Origin of the sequence: Methylocystis sp. JR02, assembly GCF_030063565.1 — a bacterium.
GTDB lineage: Bacteria > Pseudomonadota > Alphaproteobacteria > Rhizobiales > Beijerinckiaceae > Methylocystis > Methylocystis iwaonis.
This window is the reverse complement of record NZ_JASIRC010000001.1, coordinates 3,418,009-3,432,616: the sequence shown is the minus strand read 5'-3', so window position 1 is coordinate 3,432,616 and position 14,608 is coordinate 3,418,009. Positions and strand designations below refer to the sequence as shown.

The 14,608-nt window shown below is 63.5% G+C and carries 23 protein-coding genes; all 23 read right to left on the bottom strand.

Going from position 1 to position 14,608, the window contains the following annotated elements; all coding sequences use genetic code 11:
• Complete coding sequence (locus QNA11_RS16375; protein WP_283483825.1) at positions 1–1,446, bottom strand: DegQ family serine endoprotease; 1,446 nt, start codon at positions 1,444–1,446, stop codon at positions 1–3.
• Between the two features lie 163 nt (positions 1,447–1,609).
• A complete protein-coding gene (locus QNA11_RS16370) occupies positions 1,610–2,038 on the bottom strand; it encodes a DUF4260 domain-containing protein (protein WP_283483824.1) in 429 nt (142 codons plus the stop codon).
• Between the two features lie 4 nt (positions 2,039–2,042).
• Complete coding sequence (gene rplQ / locus QNA11_RS16365) at positions 2,043–2,456, bottom strand: 50S ribosomal protein L17 (protein ID WP_202071298.1); 414 nt, start codon at positions 2,454–2,456, stop codon at positions 2,043–2,045.
• 142 nt (positions 2,457–2,598) lie between these two features.
• Entirely contained in the window at positions 2,599–3,618 is a 1,020-nt protein-coding gene (locus QNA11_RS16360; protein ID WP_202071297.1) for a DNA-directed RNA polymerase subunit alpha, read from the bottom strand.
• 103 nt (positions 3,619–3,721) lie between these two features.
• The gene (gene rpsK, locus QNA11_RS16355) at positions 3,722–4,111 is read right to left on the bottom strand and encodes a 30S ribosomal protein S11 (protein ID WP_014890740.1); all 390 of its coding nucleotides are present in this window, start codon (positions 4,109–4,111) and stop codon (positions 3,722–3,724) included.
• A gap of 99 nt (positions 4,112–4,210) precedes the next feature.
• Positions 4,211–4,579: a 30S ribosomal protein S13 gene (gene rpsM / locus QNA11_RS16350; RefSeq protein ID WP_026015932.1), complete on the bottom strand. Its 369-nt coding sequence runs from the start codon at positions 4,577–4,579 to the stop codon at positions 4,211–4,213.
• A gap of 224 nt (positions 4,580–4,803) precedes the next feature.
• Positions 4,804–6,099 (bottom strand): Hsp70 family protein, encoded by a 1,296-nt coding sequence (locus QNA11_RS16345; RefSeq protein ID WP_283483823.1) that lies wholly within the window; start codon positions 6,097–6,099, stop codon positions 4,804–4,806.
• Between the two features lie 85 nt (positions 6,100–6,184).
• Positions 6,185–6,766 (bottom strand): adenylate kinase, encoded by a 582-nt coding sequence (locus QNA11_RS16340; protein ID WP_283483822.1) that lies wholly within the window; start codon positions 6,764–6,766, stop codon positions 6,185–6,187.
• Positions 6,763–8,097, bottom strand: a complete 1,335-nt coding sequence (secY, locus tag QNA11_RS16335; RefSeq protein ID WP_202071294.1) for a preprotein translocase subunit SecY — start codon at positions 8,095–8,097, stop codon at positions 6,763–6,765. Before secY ends, QNA11_RS16340 begins: the two co-directional genes overlap by 4 nt.
• 154 nt (positions 8,098–8,251) lie before the next feature.
• Positions 8,252–8,728, bottom strand: coding sequence for a 50S ribosomal protein L15 (gene rplO, locus QNA11_RS16330; RefSeq protein WP_202071293.1), 477 nt, complete (start codon positions 8,726–8,728; stop codon positions 8,252–8,254).
• A gap of 10 nt (positions 8,729–8,738) precedes the next feature.
• A complete protein-coding gene (rpmD, locus tag QNA11_RS16325) occupies positions 8,739–8,930 on the bottom strand; it encodes a 50S ribosomal protein L30 (RefSeq protein WP_202071292.1) in 192 nt (63 codons plus the stop codon).
• 14 nt (positions 8,931–8,944) lie between these two features.
• On the bottom strand, positions 8,945–9,517 hold the full coding sequence (rpsE, locus tag QNA11_RS16320; RefSeq protein WP_165055011.1) for a 30S ribosomal protein S5: 573 nt from the start codon (positions 9,515–9,517) through the stop codon (positions 8,945–8,947).
• Positions 9,518–9,681: 164 nt separating this feature from the next.
• Positions 9,682–10,044 carry a 50S ribosomal protein L18 gene (rplR, locus tag QNA11_RS16315; protein ID WP_202071291.1) on the bottom strand — a complete coding sequence of 121 codons (363 nt, stop codon included), beginning with the start codon at positions 10,042–10,044 and terminating at the stop codon, positions 9,682–9,684.
• A 12-nt stretch (positions 10,045–10,056) separates the two neighbouring features.
• Complete coding sequence (gene rplF, locus QNA11_RS16310; RefSeq protein WP_202071290.1) at positions 10,057–10,590, bottom strand: 50S ribosomal protein L6; 534 nt, start codon at positions 10,588–10,590, stop codon at positions 10,057–10,059.
• Positions 10,591–10,627: 37 nt separating this feature from the next.
• On the bottom strand, positions 10,628–11,026 hold the full coding sequence (gene rpsH, locus QNA11_RS16305) for a 30S ribosomal protein S8 (RefSeq protein WP_202071289.1): 399 nt from the start codon (positions 11,024–11,026) through the stop codon (positions 10,628–10,630).
• A 13-nt stretch (positions 11,027–11,039) separates the two neighbouring features.
• Positions 11,040–11,345, bottom strand: coding sequence for a 30S ribosomal protein S14 (rpsN, locus tag QNA11_RS16300; RefSeq protein WP_202071288.1), 306 nt, complete (start codon positions 11,343–11,345; stop codon positions 11,040–11,042).
• Between the two features lie 44 nt (positions 11,346–11,389).
• A complete protein-coding gene (gene rplE / locus QNA11_RS16295) occupies positions 11,390–12,028 on the bottom strand; it encodes a 50S ribosomal protein L5 (protein ID WP_281929293.1) in 639 nt (212 codons plus the stop codon).
• The gene (gene rplX / locus QNA11_RS16290; RefSeq protein ID WP_281929294.1) at positions 12,021–12,338 is read right to left on the bottom strand and encodes a 50S ribosomal protein L24; all 318 of its coding nucleotides are present in this window, start codon (positions 12,336–12,338) and stop codon (positions 12,021–12,023) included. Before rplX ends, rplE begins: the two co-directional genes overlap by 8 nt.
• On the bottom strand, positions 12,338–12,706 hold the full coding sequence (rplN, locus tag QNA11_RS16285; protein WP_138166882.1) for a 50S ribosomal protein L14: 369 nt from the start codon (positions 12,704–12,706) through the stop codon (positions 12,338–12,340). Before rplN ends, rplX begins: the two co-directional genes overlap by 1 nt.
• 206 nt (positions 12,707–12,912) lie before the next feature.
• Positions 12,913–13,155, bottom strand: coding sequence for a 30S ribosomal protein S17 (rpsQ, locus tag QNA11_RS16280; RefSeq protein ID WP_202071286.1), 243 nt, complete (start codon positions 13,153–13,155; stop codon positions 12,913–12,915).
• A 6-nt stretch (positions 13,156–13,161) separates the two neighbouring features.
• The gene (gene rpmC, locus QNA11_RS16275; RefSeq protein ID WP_202071285.1) at positions 13,162–13,374 is read right to left on the bottom strand and encodes a 50S ribosomal protein L29; all 213 of its coding nucleotides are present in this window, start codon (positions 13,372–13,374) and stop codon (positions 13,162–13,164) included.
• A gap of 12 nt (positions 13,375–13,386) precedes the next feature.
• Positions 13,387–13,800: a 50S ribosomal protein L16 gene (gene rplP, locus QNA11_RS16270; RefSeq protein WP_165054996.1), complete on the bottom strand. Its 414-nt coding sequence runs from the start codon at positions 13,798–13,800 to the stop codon at positions 13,387–13,389.
• A gap of 31 nt (positions 13,801–13,831) precedes the next feature.
• On the bottom strand, positions 13,832–14,596 hold the full coding sequence (gene rpsC / locus QNA11_RS16265; protein WP_202071284.1) for a 30S ribosomal protein S3: 765 nt from the start codon (positions 14,594–14,596) through the stop codon (positions 13,832–13,834).
• Positions 14,597–14,608 lie beyond the last annotated feature (12 nt).

The following is a 14,608-nucleotide window of genomic DNA, read 5'->3' as shown; positions in this document are numbered from 1 at the left end:
CTAGCCGCCGACGACCGTGGTGAAGACCTGCCCGCCGCGCGCCAGCGTGATCTTCCAGTAATAAGCGCGGCTGGAGACGGCCTTTTCGAGGTCGCGGGTCGAGTCGATTTTCTGGTCGTTGACCGCGAGCACGACGTCGCCGCGCTGCAGATTGAGCTGCTGGGCGAAGGAGCCGTCCTCGATCTCGGACACGACGACGCCATTGGCGGCGCCCTGGACCGACATTTCCTCGACGACCGCCGGCGAGACATTCACCACCGTCGCGCCGGCGAAAGGCGACGGGCCCTTGAGCTTGATCGTATCGCGCGGCGGCGTCTCAGGCGCGGGGGTCAGACGCATTTGCGCGACGATCTTTTTGCCACCGCGGAGCACGCCGAGCGTCGCCTGCCCGCCGAGCGGCTTGGTGCCCAGGCGATAGCCGACCGCCTCCGGATCGTCCGCCGTTTGGCCGTCGACGGAGACAATCACGTCGCCGCGCTTCAGCCCCGCATCGGCGGCAGGCCCCTTGGGATCGATATCGGCAAGCAGCGCGCCGGTCGGGCGATCGAGCCCCAGCCCTTCGGCAATCTCCTGGGAGATGGTTTGCAGCGTCGCCCCGAGCCACGGGCGCTTGACCATCTTGCCGCCGCCCTTGGCCGCGAGCAGCACGCTTTTCACCATATTGACGGGGATCGCGAAGCCAATGCCGATGGAGCCGCCGGACTTTGAGAAGATCGCTGAATTAATGCCGACGACGCGGGCGTTCATATCGACGAGCGGGCCACCGGAGTTGCCGGGATTGATGGCGGCGTCCGTCTGAATGAAGAAGCCATAGTCGGAGATGCCGACATGGGTGCGCGCCAGGGCCGAGACGATGCCTTGCGTGACGGTCTGGCCGACGCCGAAGGGATTGCCGATGGCGAGCGCCAGATCGCCGACTTCGAGCGCGTCCGAATCGCCAAGCTCCATCGTCGGGAAGTTCGATCCCTCGGTGAGCTTCAGCACGGCAAGATCGGTCCGGGGATCGCGCAGCAGGATTTTGGCTGGGATCTCGCGCTTGTCGGCGAGCGCGACCTTCACGTCGGTCATGCCCTCGATGACGTGGTTATTGGTCACGACAAGACCGGCGGGGTCGACGATGACGCCGGAGCCGAGCGACTGCGCCGTATTGGAGCGGCCGGGCATGCCGCCCCCCTCGCCGAAGAAACGCCGGAAGATCGGGTCGTCGAGGAAGGGATTGGCCGGCATGCGCTCGACGCGCGAAGCGAAGACGTTGACGACGGCCGGCTGAGCCTTTTTGACGACCGGGGCGAAGGAAAGCGTGATCTCTGCACGGCTTTTGGGAACGACGCTGCCCTCGACCGCCTGCGCATGCGCGGGCGCCGCCGCGCGTTCGATATAGGCGACGCTAACGCCGGCCGCGCAGGCAAAAGCTCCAAAAACAAGGTGGCGCAGATCGAGGCGCATCAGCCGCTCCGGAAAGAGAATCCAACGGGCGGTATATAAGCATGAATTTTGGCGACCGCGAGGATGCAGCTACGGACCGTGCGCCTTTGGGCGCGCTTTGCAGATCCAAAAAGCTGGAGCGCATTCTTTTCGCAAAAGTCTATCAACTTTTGCGGAGTGCGCTTTAGAAGCGAGCCTGAAGGCTCGCGGTCCGGGGCGCCGCCTTTCCAACCGGACCAAGATGCGTCGCCGAAAAGCTCACGCCATATTTGAGCCCGAAGCCCAGCAGCCGATCGAAACCGATGTGGGCCAAATGGATCGCTGCGATCTGCATGAGCAGCGGCTGCCCGGTCGCGGCGCCCAAGACGCCATAGGCGAAGGGGCCGATGGTCGTGTGGGCGAGATTATAGGCGATCGCCCCGAGCCGCGGCCCCGCGAGATAAGCGAAGAGCGAAAGGTCCGGGAACAGAAACAGCAGCGCGAAACGTCCCCAGTCGCCGCCGGCCTGCGCGTAATAGAAAAGGGCGGTCGCCATCAGCGCCGCCCCTTCCAATCTGAGCAAAAGCTTCGGCGCGCCGGAAACAAAACCCGGTTCCGCGCCGATCGTCTTCATGGGCTTACGCCGCCTCTTCTTCGACCTGAACCGGGCCGGAGTCCTGACCGCGCGCATTGACGTCGCGATCGACGAATTCGATGACGGCCATTGGCGCATTGTCGCCATAGCGGAAGCCCGCCTTCAGAACGCGGGTGTAGCCGCCATTGCGCTCCTTGTAGCGCGGGCCGAGCACGTCGAAGAGCTTCGCGACGAGCTTGACGTCCTTGATCTGGGCGATCGCCTGACGACGAGCGTGCAGATCGCCACGCTTGCCGAGCGTCACCAGCTTCTCGACCACGGGACGAAGATCTTTCGCCTTCGGCAGAGTGGTGATGATCAGTTCATGCTTAATGAGCGCCTGCGCCATATTCGCGAACATGGCCTTGCGGTGCTCGTGGGTGCGGCCGAAACGGCGCTTCTTGTGACCGTGATACATGTGGCTCTCCGTTGCTTATGCGGCCGCCGTGCCAAGGTACGGCCGTCTCCTTATTCCCCTCTCCCGTTTGCGGGAGAGGGTGGCCCCTGCATGAGCTGGGGCTGACGACGCCTTCTCCCGCAAGCGGGAGAAGGCGGCAAACTCAATAATGCTCTTCGAACCGCTTGGCGAGATCGTCGATGTTCTCCGGCGGCCAGCCGGGGACTTCCATGCCCAGATGGAGACCCATCTGCGCGAGGACTTCCTTGATCTCGTTCAAGGATTTGCGACCGAAGTTCGGCGTGCGGAGCATTTCCGCCTCCGACTTCTGGATGAGGTCGCCGATATAGACGATATTGTCGTTCTTCAGGCAGTTCGCCGAGCGCACCGAAAGCTCCAGCTCGTCGACCTTCTTGAGCAGCGCCGGATTGAAGGCGAGCTGCGGGATCGACGGGGCGGCCTCTTCGCGACGCGGCTCCTCGAAATTGACGAAGACGTTGAGCTGATCCTGCAGGATGCGCGCCGAGAAGGCGAGCGCATCCTCCGGCGTGATCGCGCCATTGGTCTCGACGGTCAGCGTCAGCTTGTCATAGTCGAGCACCTGGCCTTCGCGGGTGTTCTCGACGCGATAGCTGACCTTCTTCACCGGCGAATAAAGGCTGTCGACCGGGATGAGGCCGATCGGCGCATCCTCGGCGCGATTGCGATCCGCCGGCACATAGCCCTTGCCGGTCGAAATGGTGAATTCGACGCGGAACTCCGCGCCCTCGTCGAGCGTGCAGATGACGAGGTCGGGGTTGAGAACCTGCACGTCGCCCGTCGCCTGAATGTCCCCGGCGGTGACAATGCCCGGGCCCGTCTTCTTGAGCGTCAGGCGCTTCACGCCCTCGCCCTGATATTTGACGGAAATGTCCTTGATGTTGAGGACGATGTCGGTCACGTCCTCGCGCACGCCGGGGATCGACGAGAATTCGTGCAGAACGCCGTCGATGTGAATCGAAGTGATCGCCGCGCCCTGCAGCGACGAGAGAAGAATGCGGCGCAGGGCGTTGCCGAGCGTCACGCCGAAGCCCCGCTCCAGCGGCTCGGCGACGGCGGTCGCCACGCGGCGCGGATCGTCGCCGGGCGTCACGTCGAGCTTGTTCGGCTTGATGAGTTCCTGCCAGTTCTTCTGGATGCTCACTGGGGCGCCTTTCCTTGAAGCTCCTGAACGCGGCTCCGGCGGGGAGGAGCCGGGGCCGCGCGAAATATGCTCGATTGAAAGCAGGCTTCCTATTGCCGTAGCGTCAGACGCGACGGCGCTTGCGCGGACGGCAACCATTGTGCGGGATCGGCGTCACGTCGCGGATCGACGTAACGGTGAAGCCCGCCGCCTGCAGCGCGCGCAGAGCCGATTCGCGGCCCGAACCGGGGCCCGAAACCTCGACTTCGAGCGTGCGCACGCCATGCTCGCCGGCCTTGCGGGCGGCGTCCTCGGCGGCCATCTGCGCGGCGTAGGGGGTCGACTTACGCGAACCCTTGAAGCCCATCGAGCCGGCCGACGACCACGACACAGTATTGCCTTGAGCGTCGGTGATGGTGATCATCGTGTTGTTGAACGTCGAGTTCACATGCGCGACGCCGGAGACGATGTTCTTGCGCTCGCGACGACGAACGCGGGTAGTGTCCTTGGCCATTTAACTCTTGCCTTTCGATATCGACGCCGCCGTAACGCCAGCGGCTCCACCTTGCAGGCAGCCGGAGTTACCGACTGCCCGACTTGACGATTGCCGGAATTACTTCTTCTTGCCGGCGATCGGCTTCGCCTTGCCCTTGCGGGTGCGAGCGTTGGTATGGGTGCGCTGGCCACGAACCGGAAGCTGACGGCGGTGGCGCAGGCCACGGTAGCAGCCGAGGTCCATCAGGCGCTTGATGTTGATCGCGACTTCGCGGCGCAGATCGCCTTCCACGAGATAGTCACGGTCGATGGTCTCGCGGATCTGCAGGACTTCCGCGTCGGTGAGCTGGGCCACGCGGCGCTCGGCCGGGATGCTCACCTTCTCGCAGATTTCTTCAGCCTTCTTGGGGCCGATGCCGTGAATATACTGAAGCGCGATGACGACGCGCTTGTTGGTCGGGATGTTGACGCCTGCGATACGTGCCACGATTTTCTCCATTTCAGGCGGCAGCCTTGCGGCGCCGCCGAAGTGAACCCGCGTCCGGTGGAGGCCGGCCCCTGCGGGTGATTCCGATTATCCGAACGCAAAAACGGAAGCCCTCCGAAGAGAGCTTCCCTCGAATTTCCGTCGGAAGTCAGGCGATAGCGAGCGATCGCGCACGAGTCAAGCAAAACTGGCGAGGGAAATGCGATTTTCTTCCCTCGCGAGACTCAAGCGCTGCGACGCAAGCCATCAGAACCGAATTTTCGTTGCGCGTCCAGCCCTAAGCCGAGACCCACGGCGCCGAACATATCGCCTTCGACGATTTTCGCGCCCGGCGTCTGGCCGGTGACCGCCGCACGCACGGCCGGAATTGCGGTCGAGCCGCCGGTGAGGAAGACCGCATCGATGCGCCCGCCGGAAAGCCCTGAGGCGGCGAGAGTTTCCTTCAGCGTGCGCGAGAGCGAGCCGAGCTGGTCCGCAATCGCCTCATGCAGCGTATTGGCGGAAGTTTCGACCTCGAATGCCCGCTCCACTTCTGTGAGGTCGATCGTCGCGCGATCCGAGTCCGACAGATCGATCTTAGCGTGCTCCACCGACAGCGCGATCGAATGGCCGCGGCGGCTTTCGATCACCTCCGCGAGACGGGCGATCTTCGCGGGCGAGAGCGAATAGCGCTCCATCTCCTCGAGCTCCCGGGCAACCTTGGGCGTATAGAGGAGATTGATCCGATGCCAGGTCGCGAGATCGACGAAAAAGCCGTTCGGCGCCGGCAGCACTTTGTCGCCGAAAGGCAGCCGCATCTCGCTCCCAAGCCCGAGATGCGGCATGACCGACTTCAGGCTGAAAAGGCGATCGATATCCGTGCCGCCGATATGCACGCCCTTATTGGCGAGCACGTCCCCTGCCCGATCCGCGCGCCAACGCGCCTGCGGCGAAACGCGCACCACGGAGAAATCCGACGTGCCGCCGCCGATGTCGGCGATAAGCGCATATTGCTCTTCGCGCACGCTCTGCTCATAGGTGAGCGCCGCGGCGATCGGCTCATATTGGAAGGCGATCTCGCGGAATCCTCGCGCCCGCGCGATTTCCTCGAGCGCGTCCTGCGCGCGACGGTCGGCGGCCGGGTCGTCGTCGACGAAATACACAGGTCGGCCGAGCACGACCTTTGTCACGTCCTCGCCTGCGACGCCGTCGGCGGCGTCTTTCAGCTTTCCGACGATGAGGCCGATGATGTCCTTGAACGTATATGCTTTCGTCTTGATTCGCGTGGTCTCGTCCATCAGCGCTGTGCCCAGCACGGATTTCAGGCTGCGCATCAGCCGCCCCTCGACGCCGTCGACATAGGCTTTGATCGCCGCGCGACCGAAGACGGGCGAGCCGTCCGAGAAATCGAAGAAGATCGAACTCGGCAGCGTGCGGCTCCCGTTTTCAAGCGGCGCGAGCTCCATGCCCTGCGCCCCCTCGACGGCGACGGTCGAATTGGACGTGCCGAAGTCCAGGCCGCAAAATGACTTTGCTTCCATCGGTGAAGTCTCTGGGTTTGTCGGGAGGACAAAAAGCATCGGCCCGGCAGAGCCGGGCCGATGTCTGATTTCTTGAAGCTTTCTATCAGGCGCCGAGCGATCTGTCGATTGCCGCCGTCACATCGTCGATCGGCGCCATGCCGTCGATCCGTTTCAGCTCGCCGCGCCCGGCGTAATGCGCCGAGACCGGCGCAGTCTGCGCGCGATAGGTGTCGAGCCGCGTCTTGAAGCTTTCCGGATTGTCGTCGGCGCGAACCGGCTTGCCGGCGGCGAGCGTCTCGGCGACGCGCCTGCGCATCCGGTCGACTAGCGCATTCTCGTCGACGACAAGCTCGATCACCGCGTCGAGCTCCAACCCCTTGCGGTCCAGAAGACCGCGGAGCGCCTCGGCCTGCGCGACGGTGCGTGGAAAGCCGTCCAGGATGAAGCCATTGGCGCAGTCTGCTTTATCGATCCGCTGGTCGATGATGCCGATGACCACTTCGTCGGGCACGAGCTGGCCGGAGTCCATCAGCGCCTTGGCCTTCAGGCCGATCGGCGTTCCGGCCGCGACGGCCGCGCGCAGCATGTCGCCGGTCGAGAGCTGGGGCACGCCCAGCTTTTCGACGAGGCGAGCGGACTGCGTTCCCTTGCCGGCGCCCGGGGGGCCGAGAAGGACGAGTCTCATTTACGACGTCCCTTGAGCTTGGTCTTGCGGATCAGCCCCTCATATTGCTGCGCCTGCATATGGCCGTGGATCTGCGAGACCGTGTCCATGGTCACGCTCACCACGATGAGCAAAGAGGTGCCGCCGAAGTAGAAGGGCAGATTCGCATAGGCGATGAGCCCTTCCGGCAGAAGACAGATGATGGCGAGATAGGCGGCGCCGAGCACGGTGATGCGCATGAGCACGTCGTCGATGAACTTGGCCGTGCGCTCGCCCGGACGAATGCCGGGGATGAAGCCGCCATGCTTCTTGAGATTGTCCGCGGTCTCCGTCGGGTTGAAGACGATGGCCGTGTAAAAGAACGCGAAGAAGACGATGAGGCCGACATAGGCGAGCATATAGAGCGGACGCCCATGACCGAAATAGGCCGAGATCGTCGCAAAAATGCTTTCCGAGCCCGTCGATTGATAGAAGTTGGCGACCGTCGTCGGCAACAGCAGCAGCGACGAAGCGAAGATCGGCGGGATGACGCCGGCCGTGTTGAGCTTCAACGGCAGGAAGGACGTCTGCCCCTCATAAACTCGGTTGCCGTGCTGACGCTTAGGATAGGTGATCAGCAGGCGGCGCTGGGCGCGTTCCATGAAGACGATGAAGGCGATGACGAGGAACGACATCGCAATCACGCCGAGGATAATGCCGGTCGAGATCGCGCCCTGACGGCCGAGTTCGAGCGTCGAGACGATCGCTGAGGGGAAGGCTGCGACGATACCGGCGAAAATGATCAGCGACGAGCCGTTGCCGATGCCGCGCGAGGTGATCTGCTCGCCGAGCCACATCAGGAACATGGTGCCGCCGACAAGCGTCACGACGGTTGTGATGCGGAAGAAGAGCCCGGGCTCCGTGACGACGCCCTGCTGTCCTTCGAGGCCGATCGCCATGGCGTAGGCCTGAAAGGTCGCGAGCGCGACGGTGAGATAGCGGGTGTATTGGTTGAGGACCTTGCGGCCCTGCTCGCCTTCTTTCTTCAGCGATTCGAGCGACGGAAACACCGAGGTCAAAAGCTGAATGATGATCGACGCCGAAATATACGGCATGATGTTGAGGGCGAAGATCGCGCGACGCTGGACGGCGCCGCCGGCGAACATGTTGAACAGCTCCAGCATGCCTTTCGACTGGCCGAAGAAGCTCTTCGCGAAAGCCTCCGGGTCGATGCCCGGCAGCGGCACATAGGTGCCGAGGCGATAGACAATCAGCGCCCCGAGCGTAAACAGGATGCGCTTCTTGAGTTCCTCGGACTTGCCGAAGGCGGAGAGATTGACGTTGGCCGCGAGCTGCTCGGCTGCCGATGCCATGGAGGAACTCCCCTTTGTCGCGCCTATTTTTCTTTGGCGCCTTTTTTGTTTGTCGCCCGGAGGGCAGTGTTCGCCCGATCGCATCAGCGACGGGAGACGCCTCTATAAGACAAAGCGGCCGCTCTTGCGAGAGCGGCCGCCTAAAAACCTGACCTTAGGCCGTGGCCGTTTCGCCCGCGAGGAGCTTCACCGACCCACCCGCGCCCTCGATCGCCGCAATGGCGCTCTTGGAGGCGGCGGCGACCTCGAAGGCGAGCTTCGCCTTGATCTCGCCCTGCCCGAGGATCTTCACGCCGTCGCGGGCCTTGGCCACGAGGCCAGCCGCAATCAACGCTTCGACCGTCACCGGCGCATTCGCGTCGAGCTTGCCGGCGTCGACCGCCTGCTGCACGCGGCCGATGTTGATCTCATTGTAGTCGGTCGGGAAGGGATTGTGGAAGCCGCGCTTCGGCAGACGCCGATGCAACGGCATCTGACCGCCTTCGAAGCCCTTGATGGCGACGCCGGTGCGCGCCTTCTGGCCCTTCACGCCGCGTCCGCCGGTTTTGCCCTTGCCAGAGCCAATGCCGCGGCCAACGCGCATCCGGTTCTTGCTGGAGCCCGGATTGTCGGAGATTTCGTTGAGTTTCATTGCCGCGTCCTCACTTCTCGCCGACAATTTTGACGAGATGCGCCACCTTGGCGATCATGCCGCGCACAGCCGGAGTGTCCTCCAACTGGCGCTTGCGGCCGATGCGGGTCAGGCCGAGGCCCAAAAGCGTCTTGCGCTGACGCTCGTTACGGCCGATCGAGCTGCCCGTCTGCTCGACGGTGATCTGCTTGCCATTCGACATGTCGAGAGCCTCCCTTACGCGTCGACGGCGTCAGCGTCGACGCCCTGGCGGCGCGCCTGAAGCGCGGAGACTTTCAGCGAACGGCGCGCGGCGACGGAACGCGGCGAGTCCTCGCGACCGAGCGCGTCGAAGGTGGCGCGGATCATGTTGTAGGGGTTCGAGGAGCCCTGGCTCTTCGCCACCACGTCATGCATGCCGAGCGTCTCGAAGACGGCGCGCATCGGGCCACCGGCGATGATGCCCGTGCCGGCCGGCGCGGCGCGCAGAATCACGCGGCCCGAACCGTGACGACCATAGACGTCGTGATGCAGCGTGCGGCCTTCGCGCAGCGGGACGCGGATCAGCGCGCGCTTGGCGGCTTCCGTCGCCTTGCGGATCGCTTCCGGCACTTCGCGCGCCTTGCCATGGCCATAGCCGACGCGACCCTTCTGGTCGCCGACGACGACGAGAGCGGCGAAGCCGAAACGACGGCCGCCCTTCACGACTTTCGCGACGCGATTGATGTGGACCAGACGATCCACGAATTCGCTATCGCGCTCTTCTCTATCCCGGTCGCGACCGCGACCGCCTTCAGCTTCACGCGCCATTTTTTCTTCCGTCACTTACGCGGCGTCTCCGCCGCTCGCTTCGTTGGGCTTCCCGCCTCTCCCCTTTCGGGAAACAGCGAACCCGGCCTCCGCAGAGGTCGGGTAAGGCCCTCATCCGCCACGCCTTCGCATGACGCCCTCTCCCGCGTGCGGGAGAAGGGAAATTAAAACTGCAGGCCGCCCTCGCGGGCGCCGTCGGCCAGCGCCTTGACGCGGCCGTGATACATGTAAGCGCCACGGTCGAACACGACCTCTTTGACGCCCTTTTCGGCGGCGCGCTCGGCGAGAAGCTTGCCCACGAATTTCGCGGCGTCGATGTTCGCGCCGGTCTTCAGAGATTCGCGGTTCGCCTTCTCGATCGAGGAAGCGGCGACGAGGGTCTGCCCCTTCTCGTCGTCGATGATCTGAGCATAGATCTGCTTCGACGAGCGGAACACGGAGAGACGCGGGCGGCCATAGGCGCGCTCGCGGATCGCCTTGCGGACACGCGCCTTGCGGCGCTGTTCGATGCTGACATCCTTGGCCATGGAGCCTGGTCCTTACTTCTTCTTGCCTTCCTTGCGGAAGATGAATTCGTTCGCGTATTTGACGCCCTTGCCCTTATAGGGCTCGGGGCCGCGCAGCGCGCGGATCTCGGCCGCGACCTGGCCGACCTGCTGCTTGTCCATGCCGCTGATCGTGATTTCCGTCGGCTTCGGCGTCACGATGGCGATGCCGTTGGGGATCGGATAATTCACGTCATGCGAATAGCCCAGCGCGAGCTGGAGCACCTTGCCCTGGACCGCGGCGCGATAGCCGACGCCGGTGATCTCGAGCTTCTTCTCGAAGCCCGAGGTGACGCCAACGATCAGATTGTTGACGCGGGCGCGGGACGTGCCCCACAGCGCGCGGGCGCGCTTGGAGTCGCCGCGCGGGTCGACCTTGATGGCGTTGTCCTGATGCACGACAGAAACGTCGTCCGGCACCAGGAATTCGAGCTGGCCCTTCGCGCCCTTCACGGACACGAGCTGGCCGTCGACCTTGGCGGTGACGCCGGCCGGGACGACCACAGGCTTCTTGCCGATACGTGACATAGTTGCAATCCTGTTCAGTCTGAGCGCTCACGCAAGGTCAGAAGACCTTGCAGAGCACCTCGCCGCCGACGTTGTTCTCGCGGGCCGCATGATCGGCCATCACGCCCTTGGGCGTCGACATGATCGTCACGCCGAGGCCATTGGCCACGCGCGGAACGGCGTCGACAGCCGCGTAGACGCGGCGGCCCGGGCGGGAAACGCGCTCGATCTGCTTGATGACCGGCTGCCCGTCGAAATATTTCAGCTCAATCTCGAACTCGGTCCGGCCATTGCCGAAATCCGTCGCCGAGTAGCCGCGGATGTAGCCCTCGTCCTTGAGCACGTCGAGGACATGGGCGCGCAGCTTCGAGCCCGGCGAGGACACTTTGTCCTTGCGGCGCATCTGCGCGTTGCGAATGCGGGTGAGGAGATCTCCCAACGGATCGTTGATCGCCATTTTAAGAGTCTCCTTACCAGCTCGACTTCACCAGGCCCGGGATCAGACCCTTGGACCCGAGCTCGCGCAGCGCGATGCGCGACATCTTCAGCTTGCGATAAAAGGCGCGCGGGCGGCCGGAAATCTCGCAACGGTTACGAACGCGAATCTTCGCGGAGTTGCGCGGCAGCTCAGCGAGCTTCAGACGAGCCTCGAACTGCTCCTCGATGGAGAGCGACTTGTCGTTGGCCTTCGCCTTCAGCCGCTCGCGGCGGCCAGCGAAAGCCTTGACGAGCTTCGCCTTCTTTTTGTTGTTTTCGATCGCGCTTTTCTTCGCCATCAGTATTAGCCTTTCGGTATCCGCGTTTGAGAGGGATTAACCCCTCACTGCCGGAACGGGAAATTGAACGCACGCAGCAGAGCGCGCGCTTCGTCGTCGGTCTTGGCCGTCGTGCAGACGATCACGTCCATGCCGAGGATCGACTCCGCCTTGTCGTAGTCGATTTCAGGGAACACGATGTGCTCCTTGATGCCGAGCGCAAAATTGCCGCGCCCGTCGAAGGACTTCGGGTTCAATCCACGGAAGTCTCGCACGCGCGGCAGCGCGATCGTGATCAGACGATCGAGGAACTCGTACATGCGGGTCTTGCGAAGGGTCACCTTCGCGCCGATCGGCATGTTCTCGCGCACCTTGAAGGTCGAGATGGCCTTGCGGGCGCGGGTGATGACCGGCTTCTGGCCAGCGATGAGGCTGAGATCGCCAGCCGCCGACGTCACCTTCTTGGTGTCGTTGACCGCTTCGCCGACGCCCATGTTCAGCACGATCTTCTCGATGGTCGGCACTTCGAACGCGTTCTTGTAGCCGAACTGCTCGATGAGCTGTCCGCGAACGACTTCTTCATAGTGCTTCCGCATGCGCGGCGTATAGCCGGCGATGCTCGCTTGAGCGACGGCGGCGACCGCCGGAGCTTCCTTGGCGGCCTTCGGCGCCTTGGCTCCCTTGGCTTTCTTTTCCTCAGCCATCGATCAATTCTCCGGAACGCTTAGCGACGCGGACCTTGCGGCCGTCGTCGAGAATCTTGAAGCCCACGCGGGTCGCCTTGCCGTCCTTGGGGTCGGCGATCGCAAGATTGGAAAGGTCGATCGGCGCGGCCTTGTTGATGATGCCGGCCTCACGGTCCTTCGTCTGGCGCTGATGGCGTTTGACCATATTGACGCCGTCGACGATGGCGCGACCCTCGTCGGGGTTCACGCTCAGCACTTGGCCGGACTTGCCCTTGTCGCGGCCGGCGAGAACGACGACCTTGTCGCCCTTCTTGATTTTGGCGGCCATTACAGCACCTCCGGCGCGAGCGAGATGATCTTCATATGGTTCTTGGCGCGCAGCTCGCGCGGGACCGGCCCGAAGATACGGGTGCCGATCGGCTCCTTCTGATTGTTGATCAGAACGGCAGCATTCGAGTCGAAACGGATCACCGAACCGTCCGACCGCTTGATGTCCTTCGAGGTGCGCACGACGACGGCCTTCAGCACATCGCCCTTCTTGACGCGCCCGCGCGGAATCGCCTCCTTGATCGACACGACGATAATGTCGCCGACGCCGGCATATTTCCGCTTCGAGCCGCCCAACACCTTGATGCACATCACGCGGCGGGCGCCGGAGTTATCGGCGACGTCGAGGTTTGTTTGCATCTGAATCATGGCATTTCCGCCTTTCACTCCGGTCTGGTTTCGGACCCGCCCAATCGCGACGACCGACTTCGTCCGGAAAACCTTTGTTTCCAACTTCCAGCGCGCTTCCAAATCGCATGGTCCATGCGATCGAGAAGCGCGCCAGTTTTTTCAGGGCACGAGCGGCCGGGTCCGAAAAGCTTCGTGACCTCTGTCAGCCGGCTCGAGCGGGGTATTTACGCGGTTGCGCCGGTTTCCACAACCCGCCAGCGCTTCAATTTCGAGATCGGCGCGGTTTCTTCGATGAAAACCGTGTCTCCGACCTTGAAGGCGCCGTTTTCGTCATGCGCGTGATAATGTTTCGTGCGACGCACCGTCTTCTGGAACAGCGGGTGCGTGAAACGGCGCTCGACCTTCACGACCACGGTCTTGTTCTGCTTGTCGCTGACGACGACGCCCTGGAGAATTCGCTTCGGCATTGGGCTTTAACCTTGATTGTCCGCGCTCTTCTGCGCGGCGACGGTCTTGATCCGGGCGATGTCGCGACGAATGACGCGCACGCGGGCGGTGTCCTCGAGCTGGCCGGTCGCCCGCTGGAAGCGCAGATTGAACTGCTCCTTCTTGAGCTTCAGCACTTCGTCGTTGAGCTGGTCCTCGGTCATCGCCTTGATGTCGGAGAGGCGTTGCTTGGATTTCATGTCGTCCTCCCTTTACTCTGCGATGCGTTCGATGAAGCGGGTCTTGATCGGCAGCTTGGCCGCCGCGAGCGTCAACGCTTCGCGGGCCAGCGCCGCCGGAACGCCGTCGACTTCGAACATGATGCGGCCGGGCGCGATGCGCACGGCCCAGAAATCCGGAGCGCCCTTGCCCTTACCCATGCGGACTTCGGTCGGCTTGGTGGAGACCGGCACGTCGGGGAAGACGCGGATCCAGACGCGGCCGGCGCGCTTCATATGGCGCGTCATGGCGCGGCGGGCCGCCTCGATCTGACGCGCGGTGACGCGCTCGGGCTCGAGCGCCTTCAGGCCGAACTGACCAAAGTTCAGCGAGAAGCCGCCTTTCGCGACGCCGTGGATGCGGCCCTTGAAGGCCTTGCGGAACTTTGTGCGCTTGGGTGACAGCATGATGGGTGCTCTTTAAATCGTTTGTTGCGCCTTAGGCAGCGTCGCCGCGGGGTTCGCGCGGTTCACGACGACGCCGGTCGCGATCGCCGCGGTCGCCGCGTTCACGCTCGCCATGGTCGCCGGAAGACGCCTGCTCCGCCGCGCGCCGCTCGGACGCCATCGGATCGTGCTCGAGGATCTCGCCTTTGAAGATCCAAACCTTGATGCCGCAGGCGCCATAGGCGGTATGCGCGGTGGAGACGCCGTAATCGACGTCGGCGCGCAGCGTATGCAGCGGCACGCGGCCCTCGCGGTACCATTCCAGACGGGCGATTTCAGCGCCGCCGAGACGGCCCGAGCAATTGATGCGGATGCCCTGGGCGCCCAGACGAATGGCCGACTGAACGGCGCGCTTCATCGCGCGACGGAAAGCCACACGGCGCTCGAGCTGCTGCGCGATCGACTCGGCGACGAGCGCGGCTTCCGTTTCCGGCTTGCGCACTTCGACGATGTTGATCACGACTTCGCTGCCCGTCAGCTTGGCGACGAGCTTGCGAATCTTGTCGATGTCCGCGCCCTTCTTGCCGATCACGACGCCCGGACGGGCGGAATGGATCGTCACGCGGCACTTCTTGTGCGGACGCTCGATGATGATCTTGGAGACGGCCGCCTGCTTCAGCGTCTTGGCCACCGTCTCGCGGATCTTCATGTCTTCGTGCAGAAGCTTGGCGTATTCGCCCTTGCTCGCGAACCAGCGCGAGTCCCAGGTGCGATTGACGCCGAGGCGCAGCCCGATCGGATTAACCTTCTGACCCATGGTTGTTATCCT

Bases quoted from the DNA above. Each gene is read 5' to 3' on its own strand.
- QNA11_RS16375 (WP_283483825.1), bottom strand. From the start codon at position 1,446: ATGCGCCTCGATCTGCGCCACCTTGTTTTTGGAGCTTTTGCCTGCGCG.
- QNA11_RS16370 (WP_283483824.1), bottom strand. From the start codon at position 2,038: ATGAAGACGATCGGCGCGGAACCGGGTTTTGTTTCCGGCGCGCCGAAG.
- rplQ (WP_202071298.1), bottom strand. From the start codon at position 2,456: ATGTATCACGGTCACAAGAAGCGCCGTTTCGGCCGCACCCACGAGCAC.
- rpsK (WP_014890740.1), bottom strand. From the start codon at position 4,111: ATGGCCAAGGACACTACCCGCGTTCGTCGTCGCGAGCGCAAGAACATC.
- QNA11_RS16345 (WP_283483823.1), bottom strand. From the start codon at position 6,099: ATGGAAGCAAAGTCATTTTGCGGCCTGGACTTCGGCACGTCCAATTCG.
- QNA11_RS16340 (WP_283483822.1), bottom strand. From the start codon at position 6,766: ATGAGACTCGTCCTTCTCGGCCCCCCGGGCGCCGGCAAGGGAACGCAG.
- secY (WP_202071294.1), bottom strand. From the start codon at position 8,097: ATGGCATCGGCAGCCGAGCAGCTCGCGGCCAACGTCAATCTCTCCGCC.
- rplO (WP_202071293.1), bottom strand. From the start codon at position 8,728: ATGAAACTCAACGAAATCTCCGACAATCCGGGCTCCAGCAAGAACCGG.
- rpmD (WP_202071292.1), bottom strand. From the start codon at position 8,930: ATGTCGAATGGCAAGCAGATCACCGTCGAGCAGACGGGCAGCTCGATC.
- rpsE (WP_165055011.1), bottom strand. From the start codon at position 9,517: ATGGCGCGTGAAGCTGAAGGCGGTCGCGGTCGCGACCGGGATAGAGAA.
- rplR (WP_202071291.1), bottom strand. From the start codon at position 10,044: ATGGCCAAGGATGTCAGCATCGAACAGCGCCGCAAGGCGCGTGTCCGC.
- rplF (WP_202071290.1), bottom strand. From the start codon at position 10,590: ATGTCACGTATCGGCAAGAAGCCTGTGGTCGTCCCGGCCGGCGTCACC.
- rpsH (WP_202071289.1), bottom strand. From the start codon at position 11,026: ATGGCGATCAACGATCCGTTGGGAGATCTCCTCACCCGCATTCGCAAC.
- rpsN (WP_202071288.1), bottom strand. From the start codon at position 11,345: ATGGCGAAGAAAAGCGCGATCGAAAACAACAAAAAGAAGGCGAAGCTC.
- rplE (WP_281929293.1), bottom strand. From the start codon at position 12,028: ATGGCTGAGGAAAAGAAAGCCAAGGGAGCCAAGGCGCCGAAGGCCGCC.
- rplX (WP_281929294.1), bottom strand. From the start codon at position 12,338: ATGGCCGCCAAAATCAAGAAGGGCGACAAGGTCGTCGTTCTCGCCGGC.
- rplN (WP_138166882.1), bottom strand. From the start codon at position 12,706: ATGATTCAGATGCAAACAAACCTCGACGTCGCCGATAACTCCGGCGCC.
- rpsQ (WP_202071286.1), bottom strand. From the start codon at position 13,155: ATGCCGAAGCGAATTCTCCAGGGCGTCGTCGTCAGCGACAAGCAGAAC.
- rpmC (WP_202071285.1), bottom strand. From the start codon at position 13,374: ATGAAATCCAAGCAACGCCTCTCCGACATCAAGGCGATGACCGAGGAC.
- rplP (WP_165054996.1), bottom strand. From the start codon at position 13,800: ATGCTGTCACCCAAGCGCACAAAGTTCCGCAAGGCCTTCAAGGGCCGC.
- rpsC (WP_202071284.1), bottom strand. From the start codon at position 14,596: ATGGGTCAGAAGGTTAATCCGATCGGGCTGCGCCTCGGCGTCAATCGC.